General features: G+C 71.0%; 25 protein-coding genes. 15 read left to right on the top strand and 10 right to left on the bottom strand.

Going from position 1 to position 23479, the window contains the following annotated elements; genetic code table 11:
- The first annotated feature begins 193 nt into the window (after positions 1-193).
- Positions 194-1177: a heme o synthase gene (locus O7621_RS23460; protein ID WP_282231252.1), complete on the top strand. Its 984-nt coding sequence runs from the start codon at positions 194-196 to the stop codon at positions 1175-1177.
- Between the two features lie 191 nt (positions 1178-1368).
- Positions 1369-1701: a hypothetical protein gene (locus O7621_RS23455; RefSeq protein WP_123602407.1), complete on the top strand. Its 333-nt coding sequence runs from the start codon at positions 1369-1371 to the stop codon at positions 1699-1701.
- A 163-nt stretch (positions 1702-1864) separates the two neighbouring features.
- Here the strand turns inward: O7621_RS23455 and O7621_RS23450 are convergent, their stop codons facing one another.
- Positions 1865-3364: an APC family permease gene (locus tag O7621_RS23450; protein ID WP_282231251.1), complete on the bottom strand. Its 1500-nt coding sequence runs from the start codon at positions 3362-3364 to the stop codon at positions 1865-1867.
- A gap of 263 nt (positions 3365-3627) precedes the next feature.
- A complete protein-coding gene (locus O7621_RS23445) occupies positions 3628-4602 on the bottom strand; it encodes a COX15/CtaA family protein (RefSeq protein WP_282231250.1) in 975 nt (324 codons plus the stop codon).
- Between the two features lie 200 nt (positions 4603-4802).
- Between O7621_RS23445 and O7621_RS23440 the strand changes: the two genes are divergently transcribed.
- Genes O7621_RS23440 through O7621_RS23405 form a run of 8 tightly spaced genes read left to right on the top strand, consistent with a single transcriptional unit; the run spans position 4803 to position 11589 of the window.
- Positions 4803-5564 (top strand): HTH domain-containing protein, encoded by a 762-nt coding sequence (locus O7621_RS23440; protein WP_282231249.1) that lies wholly within the window; start codon positions 4803-4805, stop codon positions 5562-5564.
- A complete protein-coding gene (gene sufB, locus O7621_RS23435; RefSeq protein WP_282231248.1) occupies positions 5561-6991 on the top strand; it encodes a Fe-S cluster assembly protein SufB in 1431 nt (476 codons plus the stop codon). Before O7621_RS23440 ends, sufB begins: the two co-directional genes overlap by 4 nt.
- Before the next feature lie 45 nt (positions 6992-7036).
- On the top strand, positions 7037-8263 hold the full coding sequence (sufD, locus tag O7621_RS23430; RefSeq protein WP_282231247.1) for a Fe-S cluster assembly protein SufD: 1227 nt from the start codon (positions 7037-7039) through the stop codon (positions 8261-8263).
- A gap of 11 nt (positions 8264-8274) precedes the next feature.
- On the top strand, positions 8275-8604 hold the full coding sequence (locus O7621_RS23425) for a non-heme iron oxygenase ferredoxin subunit (RefSeq protein ID WP_123604783.1): 330 nt from the start codon (positions 8275-8277) through the stop codon (positions 8602-8604).
- A complete protein-coding gene (sufC, locus tag O7621_RS23420; RefSeq protein ID WP_282231246.1) occupies positions 8601-9374 on the top strand; it encodes a Fe-S cluster assembly ATPase SufC in 774 nt (257 codons plus the stop codon). Before O7621_RS23425 ends, sufC begins: the two co-directional genes overlap by 4 nt.
- Positions 9375-9416: 42 nt before the next feature.
- Positions 9417-10727: a cysteine desulfurase gene (locus O7621_RS23415; RefSeq protein ID WP_282234702.1), complete on the top strand. Its 1311-nt coding sequence runs from the start codon at positions 9417-9419 to the stop codon at positions 10725-10727.
- The gene (gene sufU, locus O7621_RS23410) at positions 10727-11185 is read left to right on the top strand and encodes a Fe-S cluster assembly sulfur transfer protein SufU (RefSeq protein WP_282231245.1); all 459 of its coding nucleotides are present in this window, start codon (positions 10727-10729) and stop codon (positions 11183-11185) included. Before O7621_RS23415 ends, sufU begins: the two co-directional genes overlap by 1 nt.
- Positions 11186-11199: 14 nt before the next feature.
- A complete protein-coding gene (locus O7621_RS23405; RefSeq protein ID WP_282234701.1) occupies positions 11200-11589 on the top strand; it encodes a metal-sulfur cluster assembly factor in 390 nt (129 codons plus the stop codon).
- 71 nt (positions 11590-11660) lie between these two features.
- On the opposite strand, the gene O7621_RS23400 is transcribed toward O7621_RS23405, so the two are convergent.
- Entirely contained in the window at positions 11661-12404 is a 744-nt protein-coding gene (locus O7621_RS23400; RefSeq protein ID WP_282231244.1) for a hypothetical protein, read from the bottom strand.
- Positions 12405-12806: 402 nt separating this feature from the next.
- Between O7621_RS23400 and O7621_RS23395 the strand changes: the two genes are divergently transcribed.
- From O7621_RS23395 to O7621_RS23380, 4 genes are all read left to right on the top strand, one after another.
- Positions 12807-14414, top strand: a complete 1608-nt coding sequence (locus O7621_RS23395; RefSeq protein WP_282231243.1) for an ABC-F family ATP-binding cassette domain-containing protein — start codon at positions 12807-12809, stop codon at positions 14412-14414.
- Positions 14415-14689: 275 nt separating this feature from the next.
- Positions 14690-14917 (top strand): helix-turn-helix domain-containing protein, encoded by a 228-nt coding sequence (locus tag O7621_RS23390; protein ID WP_123602399.1) that lies wholly within the window; start codon positions 14690-14692, stop codon positions 14915-14917.
- Positions 14918-14963: 46 nt separating this feature from the next.
- Positions 14964-15818, top strand: a complete 855-nt coding sequence (locus O7621_RS23385) for an enoyl-CoA hydratase/isomerase family protein (protein ID WP_282231242.1) — start codon at positions 14964-14966, stop codon at positions 15816-15818.
- 116 nt (positions 15819-15934) lie between these two features.
- Positions 15935-17938, top strand: a complete 2004-nt coding sequence (locus O7621_RS23380) for an ABC transporter ATP-binding protein (RefSeq protein ID WP_282231241.1) — start codon at positions 15935-15937, stop codon at positions 17936-17938.
- Between the two features lie 153 nt (positions 17939-18091).
- Here the strand turns inward: O7621_RS23380 and mug are convergent, their stop codons facing one another.
- The 6 genes from mug to O7621_RS23350 form a co-directional block, all read right to left on the bottom strand.
- A complete protein-coding gene (gene mug, locus O7621_RS23375) occupies positions 18092-18637 on the bottom strand; it encodes a G/U mismatch-specific DNA glycosylase (protein WP_282234700.1) in 546 nt (181 codons plus the stop codon).
- Positions 18638-18671: 34 nt separating this feature from the next.
- Positions 18672-19433 carry an SDR family oxidoreductase gene (locus O7621_RS23370; RefSeq protein ID WP_282231240.1) on the bottom strand — a complete coding sequence of 254 codons (762 nt, stop codon included), beginning with the start codon at positions 19431-19433 and terminating at the stop codon, positions 18672-18674.
- A gap of 78 nt (positions 19434-19511) precedes the next feature.
- A complete protein-coding gene (locus tag O7621_RS23365; protein WP_282231239.1) occupies positions 19512-19994 on the bottom strand; it encodes a hypothetical protein in 483 nt (160 codons plus the stop codon).
- Positions 19991-20848, bottom strand: coding sequence for a DUF692 domain-containing protein (locus O7621_RS23360; protein WP_282231238.1), 858 nt, complete (start codon positions 20846-20848; stop codon positions 19991-19993). The genes O7621_RS23365 and O7621_RS23360 overlap by 4 nt, the downstream gene beginning before the upstream one ends.
- Entirely contained in the window at positions 20845-21723 is an 879-nt protein-coding gene (locus O7621_RS23355) for a TIGR04222 domain-containing membrane protein (RefSeq protein ID WP_282231237.1), read from the bottom strand. The genes O7621_RS23360 and O7621_RS23355 overlap by 4 nt, the downstream gene beginning before the upstream one ends.
- 88 nt (positions 21724-21811) lie before the next feature.
- Entirely contained in the window at positions 21812-22393 is a 582-nt protein-coding gene (locus tag O7621_RS23350) for a TetR/AcrR family transcriptional regulator (protein WP_281550382.1), read from the bottom strand.
- Between the two features lie 116 nt (positions 22394-22509).
- Between O7621_RS23350 and O7621_RS23345 the strand changes: the two genes are divergently transcribed.
- Positions 22510-23154 (top strand): HAD family hydrolase, encoded by a 645-nt coding sequence (locus O7621_RS23345; RefSeq protein ID WP_123602392.1) that lies wholly within the window; start codon positions 22510-22512, stop codon positions 23152-23154.
- Positions 23155-23179: 25 nt separating this feature from the next.
- Here the strand turns inward: O7621_RS23345 and O7621_RS23340 are convergent, their stop codons facing one another.
- Positions 23180-23425, bottom strand: coding sequence for a DUF2630 family protein (locus O7621_RS23340; RefSeq protein WP_282231236.1), 246 nt, complete (start codon positions 23423-23425; stop codon positions 23180-23182).
- Between the last annotated feature and the right edge of the window lie 54 nt (positions 23426-23479).

Genomic DNA, 23479 nt, shown 5'->3' with positions numbered 1-23479 from the left:
GTCGGACCCTCCGACCGACCACCGGGGGATACGCATCATCGCCGGTGGAAAGCCTGTCGGGTGTGACGACGAGCACCGGTGACGGGTCGGCCGGGCAGGCAAAATACCTGCGCGTACGCTGTCGGAGGCGCGTCGGCCCGCAGGTCGCCGCCAGTTGAAGGTCACCCGCCGCCGACGCCGGAAGGTGCAGCCCGTGAGCATGGTCACCGAGCGCCCCGCCCATGACCGGGCGCGGGTCAGGTCCGTCGCCGAAGCGGACCAGGTGCCCGGCACAGCGGCGGTGGATCCGGGACCGGTGGCCGCCCCCGACTGGCTGGCCGTGGTCCGGGCGTACGTGTCGCTCACCAAGCCGCGGATCATCGAGCTGCTGCTGGTCACGACCGTACCGACGATGATGGTCGCGGCCGGTGGGCTGCCGTCGCTGGGGCTCGTGGCGGTGGTGCTGGTCGGCGGTACCTTGGCCGCCGGCGCGGCGAACGCGTTGAACTGCTTCATCGATCGGGACATCGACCAGTTGATGCGCCGGACGAAGCGCCGGCCGCTGCCGAACCACGTGGTAAGCCCCAGGCAGGCGCTGGTCTTCGGGTTGGTGCTCGCGGTGGGCTCGGTGGTCCTGATGGCGGTCTTCACCAACTGGATCGCCACCGGGCTGACCCTCGCGGCGATCGCCTACTACGACCTCGTCTACACGCTGTGGTTGAAGCGCACGACGCCGCAGAACACGTTCTGGGGTGGCATCTGCGGCGCCGCCCCGGTGCTGATCGGCTGGGCGGCGGTGACCGGTGGCCTGGCCCCGGTGGCCTGGGCGCTGTTCGCCGTGGTGTTCTTCTGGCAGCTGCCGCACTTCTACGCCTTGGCGATCAAGTACAAGGTGGACTACGCGCGGGCCGGGATCCCGATGCTGCCGGTGGTGGCCTCCGAACGTCGGGTGGGCGTGGAAATCGTGCTGTTCAGCTGGTTGACGGTCGGGTCGTCGGTGCTGGTTTGGCCGTTGGGCATGTCGTTGATCTACGCGGTGCCGGCGGTCGTGGTCGGGGCCGTCTTCCTGCTGGAGGCCCACCGGCTGCAGCGCCGGTCCGGGCGTGGCCTGCCGGTCCAGCCGATGCGGCTGTTCCACTGGTCGACGACCTACCTCACGGTGCTCTTCGTCGCCGTGGCGTTGGACGCGCTGATCTGACGCCGGGTCCCGCCCCGTCCAGATCTCGAACTCCTGTCGTGTTTGCCGTTTTCGTGCTGAAATTTGTCCCTTTTTGTAGGTGGAAATCACCATCAATCATCTGTGGGACTTCTTAAGCCTACGGATGATTGGAGTCACAAAAAGCCGACATCCGATCGGCGAAACGTCGTCGCTCTGCTTACGCTTCGCGTATGGCAGATGGTTCCGATACGACGCTGGCGACCGAATCCGTCCCAGGGGACGCCCCCTCTGGTCTGGTCGCCGGCATCCGGTCCTTCGCCGCTGGCCACGGCGGTGCGAAGGCGGTCATCGAGTATGTCGGCAAGCGTGGCGCACGGATCGTCCTAGTGGGGGAGGACGGCGCCTGGGGCGACCAGTTCGCTGACGGCACCGACGTGGCCCGCGCCGCCTGCCTCAAGGCGGGGGTCGAGATCGAGAACGAGTGGGAGCGGGAGCTGATGGATCAGATGCGACCCAGCAACGACCTGTGGCGGTCGATGTCACGTCGCAGTCTGGCGCGCTGACCAGCCCGTTCCCGTCCTGCACAACGAACGACGACCAGTTGCGTGACTGGACGAGGGGTCTGTCAGCTGGAGGAACAGAGCCGAGCGAGACCCGGGCGGTTACGCCCGGGTCTCGCTCGTTGTCCACCGCGGCAACCTGCGGCCGGTCGGCGGCTGAACGTGGTTAGACGTGGGCCGGCGGCCGGACAGGTGCCGGTGGCACCGGTAGCGCGGTGCCGCTGTCGGCGCCCCAACCGATCGTCCGGTACGTCTGCGGACGCCTGGCGCGTAGCCAGAGCGCCCAGCCGACGCCAGCCAGCGCGGCCAGGGCGTACCCGGCCGGGAACCACCAGCGCAGCGGGGACGCGCCGATGCCGAGCAGGTCACCGAAGCTGGTGACGGTGCCGACGAGGATCAGCCCGAGCGCGCCGGTGGCCGCGCCCGGCGCGACCAGTCGTCGCCAGGCCGACTCGCCACGCGGGTCGCGGCGGAAGTAGCCGATCACCGCGAGTGAGGTCACGGTCATCAGGATCAGCACGCCGAGCCCACCGGTGACGGTCACCCAGAAGAACAGGTGGGTGATGGGATCCAGCCCGGTCGCCGCGTACCCCACGATCACCGCGACGGCGAACCCGCTCTGCACCAGCGAGCCGAGCTTCGGCGCGCCGGTCCGCCGGTTCGTCCGGCCGAGCGCCGCCGGCAGCACCCGTTCCCGCCCGAGGGCGAACAGGTACCGGGCAACGGTGTTGTGGAACGCGAGCAGCGCGGCGAACAGGCTGGTCAGGAACAACAACCGGCCGGCGTCCACGAGCGTCGTGCCGATGTGCGGGTCGACCAGCACGAACATCAGTTCGGTGCCGTACTCGCGGGCTTGGGCGACGACGTCGTTCGGGCCGGCCGCCACCGCCATCGCCCAGGCGGAACCCGCGTAGCACACTCCGGCGATCGTCACCGCGAAGTAGGTGGCCCGGGCGACCGTACGACGCGGATCACGGGTCTCCTCGGCGAACACCGTGCCGGCCTCGACACCGACGAAACCGGCTATGCCGCCGACCAGCATCGCCGCCACCCCTGGGGTGAGCAGCTGGCGGGGGTCGAGACCCGCCACGGCGGCACCGTCGGCGGGGTGGCCGACCATGACGATGCTGTAGCCGATGATGACCGCGAGCTCGGCCAGCAGCAGGCCAGCCAGGATCCGGCCGTTGAGGTCGACGCGGGCCAGGCCGAGTACGGTCACCAGGGCCCAGCCGGCCAGCGCGCAGAGCCACCACGGCACGGTGGCACCGGCGACGGCGAGTACCTCGGCGGCAACCACGCCGAAAGCGCCGTACAGCCCGATCTGCATCGCGTTGTACGCGACGACGGCGACGAACGCCGCCGCGATGCCGGGGATCCGGCCGAGACCGTGCGCCACGTAGCTGTACATCGCGCCAGCGTTGACGACGTGCCGGCTCATCGCCACGTAGCCGACGGCGAAGACCGCCATCACCACCGCGATGAGCAGGTAGGCGACCGGCACCGCGGTGGTGCCGGTGACGGCATAGCCGGTGCTGGCGCCGCCGGCCACCACGGTCAGCGGCGCGGCGGCGGCGAGAACGAAGAACAACACCTGGGGTACGCCCAGGCGGGACCGGGCCAACGTCGCGGCGACGGTGCCGGACCGGCTCGTACGGAAGGTAGACACGGGGGAGCTCCGAAAGTGGGTCAGTCAGGAAAACGCAGGAGTGCGCATGCGGTGACGGAGGATCGTCCGGGGTGCCGCTACGCGGGTCTGGTCCAGGCAGGGAACCGACCAGGGGCGCGGCAGCTACGGCACGGGGGGACCGTCACTGCCGCGCCCGGTTCGTCGTGCCGGTGGTTGTGCCCCGGCACAGGCGTAGCCTCACCGGTACTCTCCGCTATGGGGATAGGTCTGCCGTTTTCAACCGTCTTCAACGGTTGGTGACCTTACGGTTGCGCTCCGACCAGGGGGCGTTCGTTGCCGTCGTCGGAAACCACCCTGGTAGCAGCTGATCGCGGCCCGGTCGGCTCCCGGGTCCGGGTCGACCAGAGCGCGCCGAGGGTGGCCAGCCACACCAGACACGCGCCGAGCATGTGCGCGCTGACCAGCGCGACCGGCAGGTCGGTGAGGTACTGGACCACGCCGATCACTCCCTGGGTGAGCTCCACGACGACGAGCACGGCCGCCGCGCGTACCGCCGGTCGGGGTGCGCCGACCGCGCGCAACGCGAACCACCAGGCGACCGACAACCCAATCAGCAGGGCGACTGAGTCAGCGTGCAGCTGGGACATGGCCTGCGGGTCAAGCCCGGTGCGCCCGGCGTCCGGGTCGCCGGCGTGCGGGCCGCTGCCGGTCACCACGGTGCCGAGCACCAGCACTTTGAAGCTCACGGCGGTGATCACGAAGGCCAACTGGCGCAGCGGCCGGGCCACCACGTCTCGGTTGGTGCGGCCGCCGACGCGTACCCGTCGCCACAACCCGTACGCCACCGCGATGGTGACCATCGACAGCATGAAGTGCAGCGCCACTACCCAGGGGTTGAGCTGCACCCGGACGCTGACCCCACCGATCAGGCCCTGCAGGATCACCAGTCCCAGTACGCCGAGGGCCGGTCCGCGCAGGTCCAACCGGCGTGGCCGGGACCGCAGCACCGCCAGCAGGGTGGCGAGCGCGATCATGCCGACCAGGATGCCGAGGACCCGGTTGCCGAACTCGATGATGCCGAGCACGCCCATCTCCGGCGTGGTGACGTAGGAGTCGTCGGTGCAGCGCGGCCAGGTCGGGCAGCCGAGCCCGGACCCGGTGAGCCGCACGCCGCCCCCGGTCAGCACGATCGCGACGTTGGCCACCAAGGAGGCGAGCGCGAGCCGCCGGAGCAGGGCGGGGCCGGCGGTCAGCCGACCGGACGGGGAGACGGGCACGGCGGCAATCGTACCGATATGGCGGATACCACAGCCGTGCGGTGCCGCCGGTACCGCAGCCCTGCGGTGCCGCCAGCCGACTGCGGCAAGGCCTCGCCGCGCTGGTCCCGGTGGCGGTCACGCTCGGTGCGGTGGATCACCCGGAGGCGCGTTTGCGGCCGACCGCTGAAATACGTAACGTTGGCGTAGTGAAAAACAGGGTGGGCCTCCCAGAGGGTGGGTCGGCGACCGGTGCGGTCGCCACCGGCCCGGACGGGCGTACCCGGGACCGCCTGGTCGGGCTGCTGCTGGAGCGGGGGGCGGCGACCGCCGCCCAGCTCGGTGATGAGCTCGGGCTGAGCCCGGCGGCGATTCGCCGCCACCTGGACGCGATGCTCGCCGACGGCGACGTGGTGACCCGGGACGCGGTCACCCGGGCCCGCCGGCGACGCGGTCGGCCGGCCAAGGTCTTCCGGCTCAGCGACGACGCCCGGTCCCGGCACGGGCGCTACCGCTACGACAGCATGGCCGCCGCCGCGCTGCGCTGGATCGCCGGTCACGGCGGCGAGGCGGAGCTGGAGGCGTTCGCGGCGGCTCAGGTCGCCGGGCTGGAGGCGCGGTGCCGGGCGGCGATCGACGATGCCGGTGCGGACCCGATCGCCCGCGCGGAGGCCCTCGCCGCCGCACTCAGCGCCGAGGGCTACGCTGCCAACGCGTCCACCATCGCCTCCGGGGGGCAGTTGTGCCAGCATCACTGTCCCGTGGCCCATGTGGCTGCCGAGTTTCCACAGCTGTGCGAGGCTGAGACTGCGGTGATCTCCCGCCTGATCGGCACCCACGTGCAGCGGCTGGCCACCATCGCCCACGGCGACGGGGTGTGCACCACGCACATTCCGGACCCGAGACGGGCCGGCGGCGCCCCGACCGTTGCCATCGATGTTTCCACCGACCACGTCACCAGCACTGTGAGGACAGATAGATGACCGAGCAGACCGTCGCGCCCATCTCCCAGGAGGAGCACCTCGCGGCCCTCGGCCGGTACGAGTACGGCTGGGCCGACCGCGACGTGGCCGGCGCCGCCGCCCAGCGCGGGCTCAACGAGGCGGTGGTGCGTGACATCTCCGCCAAGAAGAACGAGCCGCAGTGGATGCTCGACCTGCGGCTCAAAGGGCTGCGGCTGTTCGGCCGCAAGCCCATGCCGGCCTGGGGTGCCGACCTCACCGGGATCGACTTCGACAACATCAAGTACTTCGTCCGCTCCACCGAGAAGCAGGCCGCCAGCTGGGAGGACCTGCCCGAGGAGATCAAGAACACCTACGACAAGCTGGGCATCCCGGAGGCAGAGAAGCAGCGGCTGATCGCCGGCGTCGCGGCCCAGTACGAGTCCGAGGTGGTCTACCACAAGATCCGTGAGGACCTGGAGGAACAGGGCGTGGTGTTCCTCGACACCGACACCGCGCTGCGCGAGCACGAGGACATCTTCAAGGAGTACTTCGGCACCGTGATCCCGGTCGGCGACAACAAGTTCGCCGCGCTGAACACGGCGGTCTGGTCCGGTGGATCGTTCATCTACGTGCCGAAGGGCGTGCACGTGGAGATCCCGCTGCAGGCCTACTTCCGGATCAACACGGAGAACATGGGCCAGTTCGAGCGGACCCTGATCATCGTCGACGAGGGTGCCTACGTGCACTACGTCGAGGGCTGCACCGCGCCGATCTACTCCTCCGACTCGCTGCACAGCGCGGTCGTCGAGATCGTGGTGAAGAAGAACGCCCGGTGCCGCTACACGACCATCCAGAACTGGTCGAACAACGTCTACAACCTGGTCACCAAGCGGGCCGTCTGCCACGCCGGCGCCACCATGGAGTGGATCGACGGCAACATCGGTTCCAAGGTCACCATGAAGTACCCGGCCGTGTTCATGACCGGTGAGCACGCCAAGGGCGAGGTGCTCTCGGTGGCGATGGCCGGCGAGGGGCAGCACCAGGACGCTGGCGCGAAGATGGTGCACGCGGCACCGCACACCTCCTCCACGATCGTCTCCAAGTCGATCGCCCGCGGTGGCGGCCGGACCTCCTACCGTGGGCTGGTCCAGGTGCTGGAGGGTTCGCAGCACAGCCGGTCGACGGTGAAGTGCGACGCGCTGCTGGTCGACGCGATCTCCCGGTCGGACACCTACCCCTACGTCGACATCCGCGAGGACGACGTCGCCATGGGGCACGAGGCGACCGTCTCCAAGGTCAGCGACGACCAGCTGTTCTACCTGATGAGCCGGGGTCTGAGCGAGGACGAGGCGATGGCCATGATCGTCCGGGGCTTCATCGAGCCGATCGCCAAGGAACTCCCGATGGAGTACGCCCTCGAGCTGAACCGGCTGATCGAGCTGCAGATGGAGGGCGCGGTCGGCTGACCCGCCCGAGACACCGCCCACCGACACCGCCGAGAACAGGAAGAGATGACTATTCAGGCCTCCGCGCCGCCGAAGACCAAGTCGCAGGCGTTGCGCTCGTACGATGTCGCCGACTTTCCGGCCCTGACCGGCCTGGAGGAGGAGTGGCGCTTCACCCCGCTCAAGCGGATGCGGGGGCTGGCCACCGGGACCCCGGCAGCCAGCGGCTCGGTCCGGTACGAGTACGCCGACCTGCCCGCCGGTGTGGCAGCGGGTCAGGTCGACCGCACCGACCGACGGATCGGCGGCGTGCTGACCCCGTTCGACCGGATCAGTGCCCTGGCCTACACCGGGTGCGCAGAGGTCCTGCTGGTGGAGGTCGCACCGGAGGCCACCCCGGCCGAGCCGGCGGTCGTCCGGGTGCTCGGCACCGGGGCGGACCAGATCGCGTACGGGCACACCCTGGTCGACGTCGGCCGGTTCGCCGAGGTGACCCTGGTGTTCGACCAGGTCGGTTCGACCACCCTGGCCGACAACGTCGAGGTGCTCGTCGGTGACGGTGCGACGCTGACCCTGGTCACCGTCGCCGACTGGGCATCCGACGCGGTGCAGGCGCAGCATCTGAAGTTCCGGCTCGGCCGCGACGCCCGGGTCACGCACATCCAGGTCACCCTCGGCGGTGACCTGGTGCGCCAGTTCACCAGCGTCGAGTACACCGGCCGGGGCGGCGACGCCGAGCTGTTCGGGCTCTACTTCGCCGACGCCGGCCAGCACCTGGAGCACCGGCAACTGGTGGACCACACCGTGCCGGACTGCCGCAGCCACGTCGGCTACCGGGGGGCGCTGCAGGGCGACGGCGCGCACACCGTCTGGGTCGGCGACGTACTGATCCGCGCCGAGGCCACCGGCACCGACACGTACGAGATCAACCGGAACCTGGTGCTGACCGACGGCGCCCGGGCCGACTCGGTGCCCAACCTGGAGATCGAGACCGGAGAGGTGGCCGGGGCCGGGCACGCCAGCGCCACCGGCCGGTTCGACGACGAGCAGCTGTTCTACCTGATGGCCCGGGGCATTCCAGAGGCCGAGGCGCGCAAGCTGGTGGTCCGCGGGTTCTTCGCCGAGCTGGTCGACAAGATCCCGGTGGCCGAGCTGCGCGACCGGCTCGGCGACGCGATCGAGCAGCGGCTGCGGCGTGTCGAGGCCGGCGCGGCCGCGCCGCGCACCGCCGACGTGGCGGCACCACCGACCGTGCCCGGCCAGCCCGGTGCGGTCACCGAGGGGACCCGCTGAGCATGTCCGACCTGATCCGGGTCTGTGCCACCGCCGAGATCCCGAAGGGGACGGCGGTCAGCGCCGACATCGACGGTACGCAGATCGCCCTGGTGCACACCGACGAGGACTCCTTCCACGCGGTGTACGACGAGTGCTCGCACGCCGCGGTCGCCCTCTCCGAAGGCGAGGTGGACGGCTGCACGTTGGAGTGCTGGCTGCACGGTTCGCGCTTCGATCTGCGCACCGGTGAGCCGACCGGGCTGCCCGCCACCGAACCCGTACCCGTCTTCCCCGTCGAGATCCGCGACGGCGACATCTACGTCAGTCTGACGCCGAGTAATGGAGTGACCGCACCATGAGCGTTCTGGATATCCGTGACCTGCAGGTTTCGGTCAAGCTGCCGGAAGGCGAGCTCAAGCCGATCCTGGCCGGGGTGACGCTGACCATCCGGTCGGGGGAGACACACGCCATCATGGGCCCGAACGGCTCCGGCAAGTCGACGCTGGCGTACTCGATCGCCGGGCACCCCAAGTACGAGATCACCGGCGGGGAGGTGCTGCTCGACGGCGAGGACGTACTGGCCATGTCGGTCGACGAGCGGGCCCGCGCCGGGCTGTTCCTCGCCATGCAGTACCCGGTGGAGGTGCCCGGCGTCTCGGTGGCGAACTTCCTGCGTACTGCCAAGACCGCCGTCGACGGCGCCGCGCCGAAGCTGCGTACCTGGGCCGGTGAGCTGCGCGGGGCCATGGAGCGGCTGCAGATGGACCCGGCGTTCGCGCAGCGCAACGTCAACGAGGGCTTCTCCGGTGGGGAGAAGAAGCGGCACGAGATCGTGCAGCTGGAGCTGCTCAAGCCGAAGATGGCCATCCTCGACGAGACCGACTCCGGGCTCGACATCGACGCCCTGCGGGTGGTCAGCGAAGGGGTCAACCGGGTCCGCTCCACCGGGGAGACCGGCCTGCTGCTGATCACCCACTACACCCGGATTCTGCGCTACATCAAGCCCGACTTCGTGCATGTCTTCGTCGGTGGACGCATCGTCGAGGAGGGCGGCCCGGAGCTGGCGGAGAAGCTGGAAGCCGAAGGCTACGAGCGGTACGTCGCGGGTGCCGGCGCGGCCTCGGCCTGAGACCCACCATCACCCTGCGTGCAGAAGGGCGGCGTCGAGCCGATGAGCACCATAGCCATCCCCCGGGACACGCCGGCGCCGGGCGGTCCGTCCGCTCTGGACGTCGACGCCGTCCGGGCCGACTTCCCGATCCTCGGTCGGGAGGTCAACGGGCATCAGCTGGTCTACCTGGACAGCGCCAACACCTCGCACAAGCCGCGCCAGGTGCTCGACGCGCTGACCGACTACTACCAGTCGCACAATGCCAACGTCGCCCGCTCGGTGCACACTCTCGGCACCGAGTCCACCGAGGCGTACGAGGGCGCCCGGGCCAAGCTGGCTGCGTTCGTCAACGCGGGCAGCCCGGACGAGGTGGTCTTCACCAAGAACTCCACCGAGGCGATCAACCTGGTCGCGTACGCGTTCTCCAACGCCTCGACGAGCGCCGCGATCGGGGCCGACCCCCGGTTCCGGCTCGGCCCCGGCGACGAGGTGGTGATCTCTGAGATGGAGCACCACTCGAACATCGTGCCGTGGCAGCTGCTCTGCGAACGCACCGGCGCCACGCTGCGCTGGTTCGGGCTGACCGAGGACGGTCGGCTGGACGAGTCGCAGCTGGACGAACTGGTCACCGAGCGGACCAAACTGGTCTCGCTGGTGCACATGTCGAACATCCTCGGCACGGTCAACGACCTCACCGCGATAACCCGGCGGGTCCGCGAAGTCGGTGCGCTGCTGCTGCTGGACTGCTCGCAGTCGGTGCCGCACCGCCCGGTCGACGTCGCCGCACTGGACGCCGACTTCATCGTCTTCACCGGGCACAAGATGTGCGGACCGACCGGTATCGGGGTGCTGTGGGGCCGCGCCGCGCTGCTCGCCGCGATGCCACCGGTGCTCGGCGGCGGCTCGATGATCGAGACGGTGGCGATGAGCGGGTCCACGTTCGCCCCGCCGCCGGCCCGGTTCGAGGCCGGCACCCCGCCGATCGCCCAGGCGGTCGGCCTCGGTGCCGCCGTCGACTACCTCGCCGGGCTGGGCATGCCGGCGGTCGCCGCGCACGAGCAGCGGATCACCGGGTACGCCCTGGAGGCGCTCGCCACCGTGCCAGGGTTGCGGATCGTCGGCCCGCCCGGACCACACGGGCGAGGTGGCACCGTCTCGTTCGCGGTGGACGGGATCCACCCGCACGACGTGGGTCAGATCCTCGATGCCCAGGGGGTACAGGTACGGGTCGGCCACCACTGCGCCCGGCCGGTATGCGTGCGCTACGGCGTCCCGGCGACCACTCGGGCCTCGTTCTACCTCTACACCACGACCGGTGAGGTCGACGCGCTGGTGCACGGTCTGGAGAAGGCGCGGAAGGTCTTCGGCTGATGGAGCTCGACCAGCTGTACCAGGAGATCATCCTGGACCACTACAAGCGTCCGCAGGGGCGTGGTCTGCGCGAGCCGTACGCGGCGGAGGCGCACCACGTCAACCCGACCTGCGGCGATGAGATCACCGTACGGGTGAATCTGGGTGCGGACACCCGGCTCGGGGTGTCGCACGACGGTCAGGGCTGTTCGATCAGCCAGGCCTCGGCGAGTGTGCTGTACGAGCTGGTCGACGGTCGGCCGGTGGACGAGGCGTTCGCGGTGCACGGCGCCTTCGTCGCGCTGGTGTCCGGACGCGGCGAGGGCGAGCCGGACGAGGATGTGCTGGGTGACGGGGTGGCGTTCGCCGGCGTGGCGCGCTATCCGGCCCGGGTGAAGTGTGCGTTGCTGCCGTGGATGGCCTTCAAGGACGCCGCGGTGCGCGCCGGTGTGGGTGCGAGCCCGGAGGTGAAGCAGTGAGTGCCGAAGAGACCATGGCCGGGGCGACGCAGGCGACCGAGCCCACCGACGGCGGTACGGCCGCGGCGGCGACCGTCGGCCAGCCGGCGATCGCCGACATCGAGGAGGCCATGAAGGACGTCGTCGACCCGGAGCTGGGCATCAACGTGGTCGATCTTGGCCTGGTGTACGGCGTACACGTCGACGACGACAACATCGCCACCCTGGACATGACGTTGACCAGCGCGGCCTGCCCGCTGACCGACGTGATCGAGGAGCAGGCCCGTACCGCGTTGACGACTGGACCCGGTGGCGGACTGGTGTCCGACATCCGGATCAACTGGGTGTGGATGCCGCCGTGGGGGCCCGACAAGATCACTGACGAGGGCCGGGACCAGTTGCGGGCGCTCGGCTTCAACGTCTGACGGCACCCGCGCCGCCGACCGTTCAGTCCGGCCGGCGGCGCGGCCCGTCAGTCCGGCCGGCGGCGCGGCGGTCAGTGCACCAGGCTGACCAGGGCCCGTTTGAGGAAACCGTCGTGCCGGTCGTCGACCCAGCTGACCGCGCTGATCGGGCGCCCCTGCCGGCGGGCCTCGTCGCAGTAGTCCAGCACGTCGCCGGCCGGCTGGTAGTCGGTCACCGCGAGCGCCGCGTTGGCGCGCATCCGGTACGCCGCGTCTTCGGCGTCGCGTACCGCCACTCGTCCGTCGTCGTCGCGGCGGGCGGCCACGGTGATCTGCCAGCCGAAGATTTGGACCAGCACGATTCCGGGCGGGGCGTTCGCCGGGATGCTCACCTCGGCATTGGCCCGGACGAGCGCCTCGGCCACCTCCCGTTGATAGGTACCGGCCCAGGCCGCCTGCGCCTGTTGCGGACGCATCACCGTCAGCAGGTCGGCCTGCCGGTCCGCAGGCATCGCGGTGAGCAGGGCAGCGACGGTGGGTTGCGGCAGCCGGTCGGCCACCGCGTGCACCTGCTCGGCCGGAAGCCGATTGAGCATGGCCACCGCCTCGGCGGTCGGCATGGCTCGGGCCAGGTCGGCCAGCTGATCGGTGCTGAGCAGACCCATCAACCGGGACCGCAGATCGTCGCCGGCGGCCGGGAGCAGCCGGACCAGGTCGGAGGTCGTCAGCTCGGCGACTGCCACCGGGATACGGTCGGCCGGCATGGCTGCCAGCAGCCCGACAGCCTGTCGCGGCGGAGTGCTGCGGACCATCGCGATCAGCTGGGTTATGGGCATCATCCCACCGGGCAGCATGAGTGTCGTCTCCAGGGAGTCAAGTGATCGTTACGCGCGCCTGATGTGCCTAACATCCCTGGTCGGCGCGGTGCATCACCCCGTCGGCGGACAAGTTCCCCGATTCGGTCAGGCTGGTCCACCGAGCCGGCGGTGCGCACGTACCGCTTGGTCAGCCGGCGTCCCGTGACACCGTCGGGGATGGATTACCGGATGCCGTCGGCTCACCCATCACAGTCGATGATCTTGGCCCTGGTAACCGGCTGGGTGCCGGTGCCGGCCGCCGGTACTATGGGTCCGTGCTGCTCTGCGAAGGCTGAACCGCCCCACGCCGACGGACAGGACGTCCGGTCGGCGTTTTGTCGTGTCCGCGAGTCAGCTTCCGATCTCAGGAGTGAGCTACCAATGATCACCGCTACCGGCCTGGAACTGCGTGCGGGCTCGCGGATCCTGCTGTCCGACGCCACCCTGCGGGTGCAGCCCGGCGACCGGATCGGCCTGGTCGGCCGCAACGGTGCCGGCAAGACCACCACCCTGAAGGTGCTGGCAGGCGAAGGCCTGCCGTACACCGGACAGATCGACCGGCGCAGCGCGGTCGGTTATCTTCCGCAGGATCCGCGTACCGGCGATTTGGACGTGACCGCCCGCGACCGGGTGCTGTCGGCCCGCGGCCTGGACCGGCTGATGTCCCAGATGAACGAACTCGAGCAGCAGTTGGCGCAGGGCGGCACCGACGAGCGCCTGGTCCGCCGCTACGGCACGCTGGAGGACCAGTTCGCCTCCCTCGGCGGGTACGCCGCGGAGGCGGAGGCAGCCCGGATCTGCGCCAACCTGGGTCTGCCGGACCGGGTGCTGGGCCAGCCGATCGGAACGCTTTCCGGCGGTCAGCGCCGCCGTATCGAGCTGGCCAGGATCCTGTTCCGGGACGCGGCCGAGAACGGCGGCGGCATCCTGCTGCTCGACGAGCCGACCAACCACCTGGACGCTGACTCGATCACCTGGCTGCGTGGCTTCCTCGCCGGGCACAAAGGCGGGCTGGTGGTGATCAGCCACGATGTGGACCTGCTGGACGCGGTGGTCAACAAGGTCTGGTTCCTCGACGCCACCCGCTCGGTGGTGGACGTCTACAACGTCGGCTGGGCGGCGTACCAGCAGCAGCGGGAAACTGACGAGCGGCGCCGCCGCCGGGAACGGGCGAACGCCGAGAAGAAGGCCGGTGCGCTGCTCGCCCAGGCCGACAAGATGCGGGCCAAGGCCACCAAGACGGTAGCCGCGCAGAACATGGCCCGGCGGGCGGAGAAACTGCTCGCCGGTCTGGAGGACGAGCGGGTTGCCGACAAGGTGGCCAAGGTCCGGTTCCCCAGCCCGGCCCCGTGCGGCAAGACGCCGTTGACGGCCGCGGGGCTGTCGAAGTCGTACGGATCGTTGGAGATCTTCTCCGGGGTCGACGTGGCGGTCGACCGTGGCTCCCGGGTGGCGATCCTCGGGCTGAACGGTGCCGGCAAGACGACGTTGCTGCGGATTCTCGGTGGCCTGGTCGAGCCGGATTCCGGGGCGGTGCGGCCCGGGCACGGGCTGCGGATCGGCTACTACGCGCAGGAGCACGAGACCCTCGACGTGGAGCGTTCGGTGCTCGACCACATGCGCAGTGCGGCGATCGACCAGGCGGACACCGACCTGCGAAAGATTCTCGGTGCGTTCCTGTTCAGCGGTGAGGACGTGAACAAACCGGCCGGGGTGCTCTCGGGCGGGGAGAAGACCCGGCTCGCGTTGGCCACGCTGGTCTGTTCGGGGGCGAACGTATTGCTGCTCGACGAGCCGACCAACAACCTGGATCCGGTCAGCCGTGAACAGGTTCTCGATGCCATCGCCCGGTATCCCGGCGCCATCGTCCTGGTGACCCATGATCCGGGTGCGGTGCTGGCTCTCAAACCGGACCGGGCGATTCTCCTGCCCGACGGTGATGAGGACGCATGGAGCGACGACCTGCTCGAACTCGTGGAACTTGCATGAGGACGTCGTCCGCTCGACACTCCAGCCCGGGTCGATGCCGCATCGGTGAACGTCATTATCGGATAGCGTGAATTGCATGAACAAGGCGTACCGGGTTGAGGTCGACGAAGGGCTGCCGGCATGTCGCTGGGATTCCTCGGCGGCGCCGTATCGGGTAACTGACAGGGCTGTGCGTGTCGGTTGGCGAACAGTTGATATCTGGCGCATGATCGTTGGAGGCGGTCTAATAGGTGGGACCGCATCGAACCGCACAGTCTGGGACGTGAGGAATCAACATGGCAGCCACCGGCACAGCCGCCACCACCGAGAAGGGTCGCCGGATCGTCGGAGCCGAGCGTCAGACCCTGGCCAAGGACCTGGTCAAGCGGTACACATCCGGCGAGAGCATCCGCGCCCTTGCGGCCTCCACCGGCCGCTCGTACGGGTTCGTCCACCGGGTGCTCACCGAGTCCGGCGTGCAACTACGCCAGCGTGGCGGCGCTCGGCGTCGCAAGAAGGGGTGACGACTCAGTTGCGCCCCGTACCCCGCTGTCTCGGTCAAGGCCCTCGTTGACCGTGTCCGGTGGCGTACGACTCGACTACGACGGGCCGGTCGCGACGGTGACGTTGGACCGGCCCGACGTGCTCAACGCCCAAACCCCGCAGATGTGGCGGGCGCTGCGCGGCATCGGCCGGGAGCTGCGCGGCGACGTTCGCGTCGTGGTGGTCCGCGGCGCCGGTCGGGCCTTCTCCGCAGGCCTCGACCGGGGCGCGATCCAGGCACTGCTCGATCCCAGCGCTGCGGGTAGTACCGATGCGGAGCTCGCCGCGACCGCCCATCCGCGAGCCGACTCGCCTGGTGACGGTCCGCCCGGTGACGATCCGACCCCGCCGCCGTTGGCCGCCCTGTCGCCGGACGAGTGCGCCGCCCGGATCGCCGAGTACCAGGAGGCCTTCACCTGGCTGGCCCGCCCCGACGTGATCAGCGTCGCCGCCGTGCACGGGCCGGCCGTCGGTGCCGGATTCCAGCTTGCCCTCGGCTGCGACCTGCGCGTCCTGACCGACGACGCCCGGCTGCGGATGGCCGAGGTGACCCTCGGCCTGGTGCCGGACCTGGGTGGCACCCGGCGACTCGTCGACCTGGTCGGCTATGCCAGGGCCCTGGAGATCTGTGTCACCGGTCGCTGGCTCGATGCGGCCGAGGCCGATCGGCTCGGGCTGGCCAACCTGGTGGTGCCCGCGACGGAGCTGGCCCCAGCCGTCGCCGACCTGGTCGCGGCCGTGCTGGCCGGGCCCCGCGACGCGGTCGTCGAGATCAAGGCCCTGCTCACCGGAGCCACCGACCGCACCCCCGCCGCCCAGCTGCGCGCCGAGCGGGAGGCGCAGACCCGACGGATCCGGGACCTGACCGGTTCCGGAGAGTAGCCGCCAGGTCGGGCGGTAAGGCATCAATGGGAAGACGCCAGTTACCTGAACTGTTGTCGTAGGTGTCCGGGACACTGGTACCCGCGACGGTGGCGAGACGAAGGTGGCGGGTGCCGATGGCTGGATCCGGTGGGATGGGTGGCATGGGGGCCGGCTGGGGCATGCTCCGCTCGATGCGCGACGGCGACCAGCTGCGTTCTCATCGGGTCAGTCGGGGCACCACCCGGCGGATCGTCGCCTTCGCCCGCCCGTACCGCCGGGACATCACCGTCTTCCTGATCACCGTCGTGCTGGCGGCCGGCATCGGTGTCGCCACCCCGGTCCTCGCCGGCGACGTGGTGAACGCGATCACCGCCGGTCGCGCCGACGCCGGCGCGACCGTGGTCCGGCTGGCCCTGCTGATCGCCGCGCTCGCCGTGGTGGACGCGCTGCTCTCCCTGGCCCAACGCTGGTACGCGGCCAGGATCGGTGAGGGCATCATCCTCGACCTGCGGACCCGGGTCTTCGACCACGTGCAACGGATGCCGTTGCAGTTCTTCACCCGGACCCAGACCGGCGCGCTGGTCAGCCGGCTCAACAACGACGTGATCGGGGCCCAGCGGGCCTTCACCTCGACGCTGTCCGGTGTGGTCAGCAACGTCATCCAGCTGGTGCTCACCGCCGCGGTGATGTTCACCCTGTCCTGGCAGATCACCGCGCTGTCCCTGGTGCTGCTGCCGATCTTCATCGTGCCGGCCCGCCGGGTCGGCAAGCGGCTCGCGGAGATCACCCGCGAGTCGTACGACCTCGACGCCAAGATGAACGCCACGATGACCGAGCGGTTCGGGGTCGCCGGGGCGCTGCTGGTCAAGCTCTTCGGCCAGCCCGAGGTCGAAGCGCGCCGGTTCGCCGAGCGGGCCGACCGGGTCCGGGAGATCGGCATCCAGTCGGCGATGTACTCGCGTACGTTCTTCGTGGCGATGCTGCTGGTCGCCTCGCTCGCCCAGGCGCTCACCTATGGACTCGGCGGCTGGCTGGCGGTCACCGGTGCGGTCAGCGCCGGCACCGTGGTGACCCTGGCCCTGCTGCTCACTCGCCTCTACGGGCCGCTGACCGCGTTGAGTAACGTGCGGGTCGACGTGATGAGCGCGTTGGTCTCCTTCGACCGGGTGTTCGAGGTGCTCGACCTCGCCCCGTCGATCGCCGAGCGCCCGGACGCCGTCGTCGTGCCGTCCGGCTCGAGTCGGCTGGAGTTCCGCGACGTCCGGTTCCGGTACCCCAGCGCCGCCGAGATCTCGCTGGCCTCGCTGGAGGACGTCGCGACGCTCGACCGCACCGTCTCCGAGCCGGTGCTGCGCGGGGTGTCGTTCACCGTGGAGCCGGGGCAGCTGGTCGCCCTGGTCGGCCCGTCCGGCGCCGGCAAGAGCACCACCGCGATGCTGGTCTCCCGGGTGTACGACGTGACCGACGGCGAGATCCGGGTGGGCGGGGTGGACGTGCGCGACGCGACACTCGACTCGCTACGCGACACCATCGGGGTGGTCACCCAGGATTCCCACCTGTTCCACGAGACGATCGCAGAGAACCTGCGGTACGCCCGCCCGGACGCCACCGACGACGAGCTGTGGGCGGCGCTGCGCGGCGCACAGGTCGAGGAACTGGTCCGGGCCCTGCCGGACGGGCTGGACACGGTGGTCGGGGAGCGCGGCTACCGCTTCTCCGGCGGCGAGAAACAGCGGATCGCCATCGCCCGGCTGCTGCTCAAGGCACCGTCGATCGTCATCCTCGACGAGGCCACCGCCCACCTCGACTCCGAGTCCGAGGCGGCGGTGCAGCGCGCTCTGTCGGTCGCGCTGAGCGGCCGTACCGCACTGGTCATCGCGCACCGGCTGTCGACGGTGCGCGACGCGGACCAGATCCTCGTCCTCGACGAGGGCCGGATCGTGGAGCGCGGTCGACACGCCGAGCTGATCGCCGCCGGTGGGCTGTACGCCGAGCTGTACCGCACCCAGTTCACGGTGGCTGACTCGCCGACCCCGTACCTCGACGACACCGGGCTGGATCCAGTGACGGCGGGGTCGGGTCGCGCCTTCCCGACCGACCAGGACCTGCATCCGCCGTCGGGCACCGCCGCCGGATAGCGGTCCGCCGTCGACTACGCTGGGCCGATGGAACCGGCGGCTGAGGTAGCGGCGGCGCTACGCGAGTTCGCGCAGCGGCTGGCCGCGCTCGATCCGGCACCGGCCCGGTCGGTCGGCTGATCCGCGAGCGGTTGGCCCGCCACCAGTAACCGCCTATTGCGGCGGTCCGGCCGTCACCGCCTGCCGTAGCCGGTCGAACTCGGCGACGAGCCGGTCGAGCTGGTAGTGGGCATTGAGCCCGCTCGGGTTGGGCAGCACCCAGAGCCTCGCGCCGCCGAGGTCCTCGGGCCGGGGTCCGACGACCGCCCGTGGCTGGTCGAACGCCAGCCGGTAGGCGGTCACCCCGACCACGGCGATCCACCGGGGTCGGCACGCGGCGGCCAGCCGGACGAGCCGCGCGCCTCCGGCGACCAGCTCCGGCGGCGTGAGTTCGTCGGCCCGCGCCGTCGCCCTGGCGACCAGGTTCGTCACGCCCAGCCCGAACCCGGGCAGCAGATGATCTTCGCTGGGGTCGAGCCGCCGGGGCGTGAAACCGGACCGGTGCAGCGTCGGCCAGAACCGGTTGCCCGGGCGGGCGAAGTGGTGGCCGACGGCAGCGGAGTACAGGCTCGGATTGATCCCGCAGAACAGCACGTCGAGATCGGGTCCGACGACGTCGGGCAGGGTACGGCCGACAGCGTCGGCCAGCAGCTGCGCCATCGTGGCCCGGTCGGTGGACACGCCGAAAAGCCGTTCAGGGGCAGGGCAGCGCGCCGCCGTCGACGGGCAGCGTGATGCCGGTCAGGTAGCTCGCCGCCGGGGACAGGACGAACGCCGCCACTCGGCCGAACTCCGCCGGCTCGCCCAGCCGGCCGAGCGGGATGTCGGCCTCGGCCTCGGCCCGGGCCTGCTGCGGATCGTCGGTCGCGGCGAAGAGTTCCACGTTGCGGTCGGTCATGATCCGGCCGGGCAGCAGACTGACCACCCGGATGCCCCGGCCGGCGTAGCCGTCGGCGAGCTCCTTGGCGACCGCCGCGAGCCCGGGCCGCAGGCCGTTGGAGATACCGAGTCCGGGCAGCGGCATCCGGGCCGAGGTCGACAGCACCACGGCGACCGCCCCGCCGGCGGGCAGCGCGTCGGCGACGGTCCGCACCGCCCGTACCGTGCCGACGAAGACGGTGTCGAACGCCGCCCGCCACTGTTCGTCGCTGACCGCGTGGCTGGGACCGGGTTTCGGCCCGCCGACCGAGATCAACGCCCCGTCGAGCCGGCCGAAGTGCTCCTTGGCCGTCGCGACCAGGCGTGCCGCGCAGTCCGGCTCGCCCAGGTCGGCGCTGACCGCGATCGCGTGCTGCGGGCCGCCGAGACGTTGCGCCGCCGCCGTCGCTCTGGCGGTGTCCCGGGCGGCGAGCACCACCCGCGCCCCGTCGGCGACCAGGCAGGCTGCGGTGGCGTAGCCGAGTCCACGGGACGCGCCGGTGAGCACGTACACCCGGTTTTCCAAGCCTAGATCCATGGCCCGATCCTGCCGCATGCCGCGACCCCGCTGGCCGTGACCCCGCCGGCCGACGGCTTGGCGGGTGATCCGGAGTGGCTACCGGCGGCGGTCGCCGAACGTCCGGACCCGACCGGCGACCTGGACCGCCCACCCGCCGGGCAGCCGTCGTACCGCCGGAAGACGGCGGCGGCGGGGAACCGACGAGCCGTCGTAGCACCAGCCGACCTCCCGGCCGGCCAGCTCCGCCATGGCCAGGCCCGGCAGACGGTTGTCGGCGGCCACCGCCCGGGCGAAGTCCCAACCGTCACGCAGCCCGCCCGCCGGTCGCCGGCCGGTTGCCCAGCGGACGAACACAGCCGGCCAGGCGTCACCCAGCGAGGCGGCCAGCAACGGCCAGTGCCGGGCCACCTCGCCGGCCCGCTTGTGGGCCAACGCGGTGCGGGCGACCGCCAGCCGGCGCGGGTCGAATCCGGGTGGCGGATCGGCGCCGTCGACGAGGGACGCGACCAGCGCACGCTGGGCAGCGGCGAGTCCGGCACGGGGGTCGGAACCATCGCCGGGTGCCACCCGGTCGGTCACGTGATCCGGCCCAGCCCGGCGGTCGCCGCGATCGCGTCCAGCTCGGCGCGCAGCACCTCGCCCGGCGGATAGCGCCCGTCCCGCTCCAGCAGCACCGCTGGTGGCCGCCGCCGGGCGCACAGCTCGGCGAGCAGCTGCAGCACCTCGGCCGGGACCGGGTCGGTGTGCGTGTCGTGGTAGATCCCGTCCCGGTCGGCGGCACCGCCAGCGACGTGCACGTACGCGATGCGTTCCAGCGGCAGCCGGTCGAGCAGGGCGACCGGGTCGTCGCCCCGGTTGCGGGCGTTGGCGTAGACGTTCGCGACGTCCAACAGCAGCAGCGCGCCGGAGCGTTCGATGATCTCGCTGACGAAGTCGGCTTCGTCGAGTTCGTCGTCGGGCCAGTCGAACACCGCGGCGATCGGTTCGAGCGCGACCGGCACCGGCAGCTCGGCGGCCACCCGCCGGACGTTGCCGACGACCGTGTCGACCGCCGCCCAGGTGCGGGGCAGCGGCAGCAGATGCCCGGCCTCGACCCCGCCGGCCCGGACGAAGGCGATGTGTTCGCTGACCAGTGGCGCGCCGAGCAGTTCGGCGACGTCCGCGAGCCGGTCGACTCGGTGCTGTTCGACCGGCTCGGCGCCGCCGAGGGACAGTCGTACGCCGTGCGCCACGACGGTCACCCCCCGCTCACGGAGCCGGCGCAGCCCGTCGTCCAGTGGCCGGCCGGGGTCGACGGACTCGGCGATCACCTCGCAGAAGCGCAATCCGGGCAGTTCATCGACGAAGCCTGAGATTTCCGGCCGCCAGCCGATGCCGACCCCGAGCCCGCTGTCGGGGTTGACCGGCCAGGCGGCGGCGGACACCGGGCTCATCCGCCGCATCCGCCACCGCAGCCGCCACCACCGCAGCCGCCGCCTCCGTCACCGCCGCTGTCACCGCCCCAACCGGCGGACCCGGTGCCGGCGCTCACCCGCTGGATCTCTGCGGTCCCCGCGAACGCCGGGTCCATGGCCCACAACGACGCCGCCCCGAAAACGCCGACCCCCATCGCCGCGCCGGCGACACCGTACGTCGCGGGGGCCGGCCGCAGGGTCGGCGAGAGGTGACGGTACTGGCTGCGCAGTTTGGTGAGGAGACGATTCGCGGCCCGGGTGCGGCGCGGCACCGAGAAGAACAGCACCAGCGCCGCCGGTACGGTGACCGCGAGCATCAGCACCAGGTATCCGACCGGCCGGTTGTTCGCGGCGCCGGCGAACACCCGCAGCACACCGACGGCGGCGAGGATCCCGACCGTGCCGGCGAGCAGCCGGGCGGTACGGCGTTGGCCGTCGCCGATGGCCAACCCGGCGGAGACCAGGCCGTCGCGCATCCGGTGCAGCGCGTCGGTGACCCACTGATCGGTCTGCAGGTCGCGGACGCGTACCTGACGCTGCGCGGCGTGGTGCACTGCCTGGTCGAGTTGCCCGGCCCCGGTCGGCAGCGGCCCGGCGGCCCGCAACGTGCCGCGGGTACCGACGTCGACGCTGCCCGCCGAGCGCAACGCCGCCAGGCTGGCGTACACAGCCAACCGGCCCCCGCCGTTGAGGTACGCGACCTCGGTGCCGCCGAGCGATCCGGTGTGGCCGTTGTGCCCGGCGAGCGCGATCCGCCGGTAGCCGAGGTTGGCGAGGATGAGCGCCAGTGCGGTCAGTCCGAAGACGACGAGGAAGGTGGGGCCGGGGATGCCCCAGGTGTCACCGGGCGTCATAGGGGTCTCCTGGTCGCTGGGCGGGCGTCGGGTCACCGACGCTCCCGCGCTGACGGTGGTCCCTATTGTGGGACGGCCGTGCCACCGGTCAGCGTGGCGGAGGTCGACGTACCGCCTCCTCGACGATGTCGAGGACGGCGCCGAGGTCGCTGCCCGGCCGCCCCATCGCCAGCTGCAGCACCAGCCCGTCGTAGGCCAGTTCCAGGAACCGCGCCAGGACGTCGATCGGTACGTCGTCGCGCAGCACGCCGGCATCGCGTTGGCGGCCGAGCCGCTCCCGGGTCGCCTCGGCGATCGCCGCGGACCGGGCGGCCCACCGCCGGGCGAAGTCCGGGTCGGTACGCAGCCGCCGGGACACTTCGAGCTGGCTGCCCAGCCAGCCGGCGGTGTCCGGGGAGTCGGCCCGGGTGAGCAGGTCGCGCATCACCTGGACCAGGCCGTTGCGGGCCACCGTCTCGACCATCGCGGCCGCGTCGTCCTCGGCGACCGCCAGGAACAGTGAGTCCTTGTCCCGGAAGTGGTGGAAGATCGCTCCCCGGGACAGCCCGGTGGCCTCCTCCAGCCGGCGGACGGTGGCACCTTCGTACCCGTGCCGGGCGAAGCAGACCCGGGCGGCGGCGAGGATCTCCTGGCGGCGTGCGTCGAGCTGGATCTGGCTCACCCGGGGCATGATGTGATCGTGTCAGGTGGGCAGAGCGGTAGCAAGCCGTACGTACGGCTTGCTACCGGTACTCGTTTACATTCTGGGACTGTTCCCCGCCATACGGTGTCGCGTAAGGTGCGCCCGTGCCACTCCTGCTCCTGGATCTGGACAACACCCTGCTCGACCGGGCCGGGGCGTTTCGCGTGTGGGGTCAGGAATTCCTGGACTCGGTCGGTGCCCCACGAGACGACATCGACTGGCTGGTCTCCGTCGATGCCGACGGGCTGACCGACCGGTGGGATCTGGCCGACGCGCTCCGGGAGCGGTATCGACTCCGGTCGTCGTCGGTCGACCTGGTCGAGGAGCTGCACGACGGCGTCGTGCGGCACACCCGGCTGGATCCGCTGGTGGCCTGTTCGTTGGCGATCGCACGGGACGCCGGCTGGGTGCCGGTGATAGTCACCAACGGGACGGCCCGCCAGCAGGAGGCGAAGATCCGCCGGACCGGCCTGGACCGGTACGTGGCCGACTGGGTGATCTCGGAGGCCGCCGGGGTCAGCAAACCCAACCCGAGGATCTTCGCACTGGCCGCGCAGAGCGTGCGGATGCGGCTACGCGGCGCCTGGATGGTGGGTGACAGCCCGGAGGCCGACATCGGCGGGGCCGCCGCGACCGGACTGCCCAGCGTCTGGTTGCACCGGGGCCGCAACTGGCTGGACGAGCGGTACGCGCCGACCCGGGAAGCGTCCGGCGTGATCCCGGCCGTGGCCGCGGTGCTGGCCGGCTGACCTGCGGTTCTTCTCGCCGCAGCCACTACTGCAGGTAACTCTCCACCTCGCCGGTGGGCCGTGGCTGGACGGCGTCCGGGTCGCCGCCGACGTCCCGGACGGCCCGGCGGCGACGCAGCAGGTCCCAGCACTGGTCGAGCGCCTCTTCCAGCGCGCCCAGTCGGGCGTGCTCCTCGTCTGCGGAGAGCTGCCCGGCGGCGAACCTGCCACGCAGCTCGTGCTCCTCGTCGACCAGTTCCTGGATGCGGGCCAGCAAGGTCCTGTCGTCCATGGTCCGAGCTTGGCACAACACGGCGGTGGGTGGTGACCGGACCGGTCACCACCC

It is taken from the genome of Solwaraspora sp. WMMD937, from assembly GCF_029581175.1.
Taxonomy (GTDB): Bacteria; Actinomycetota; Actinomycetes; order Mycobacteriales; family Micromonosporaceae; genus Micromonospora_E.
Note: the sequence above shows the minus strand (reverse complement) of the source record. Positions and strands in the feature narration are given on the sequence as shown.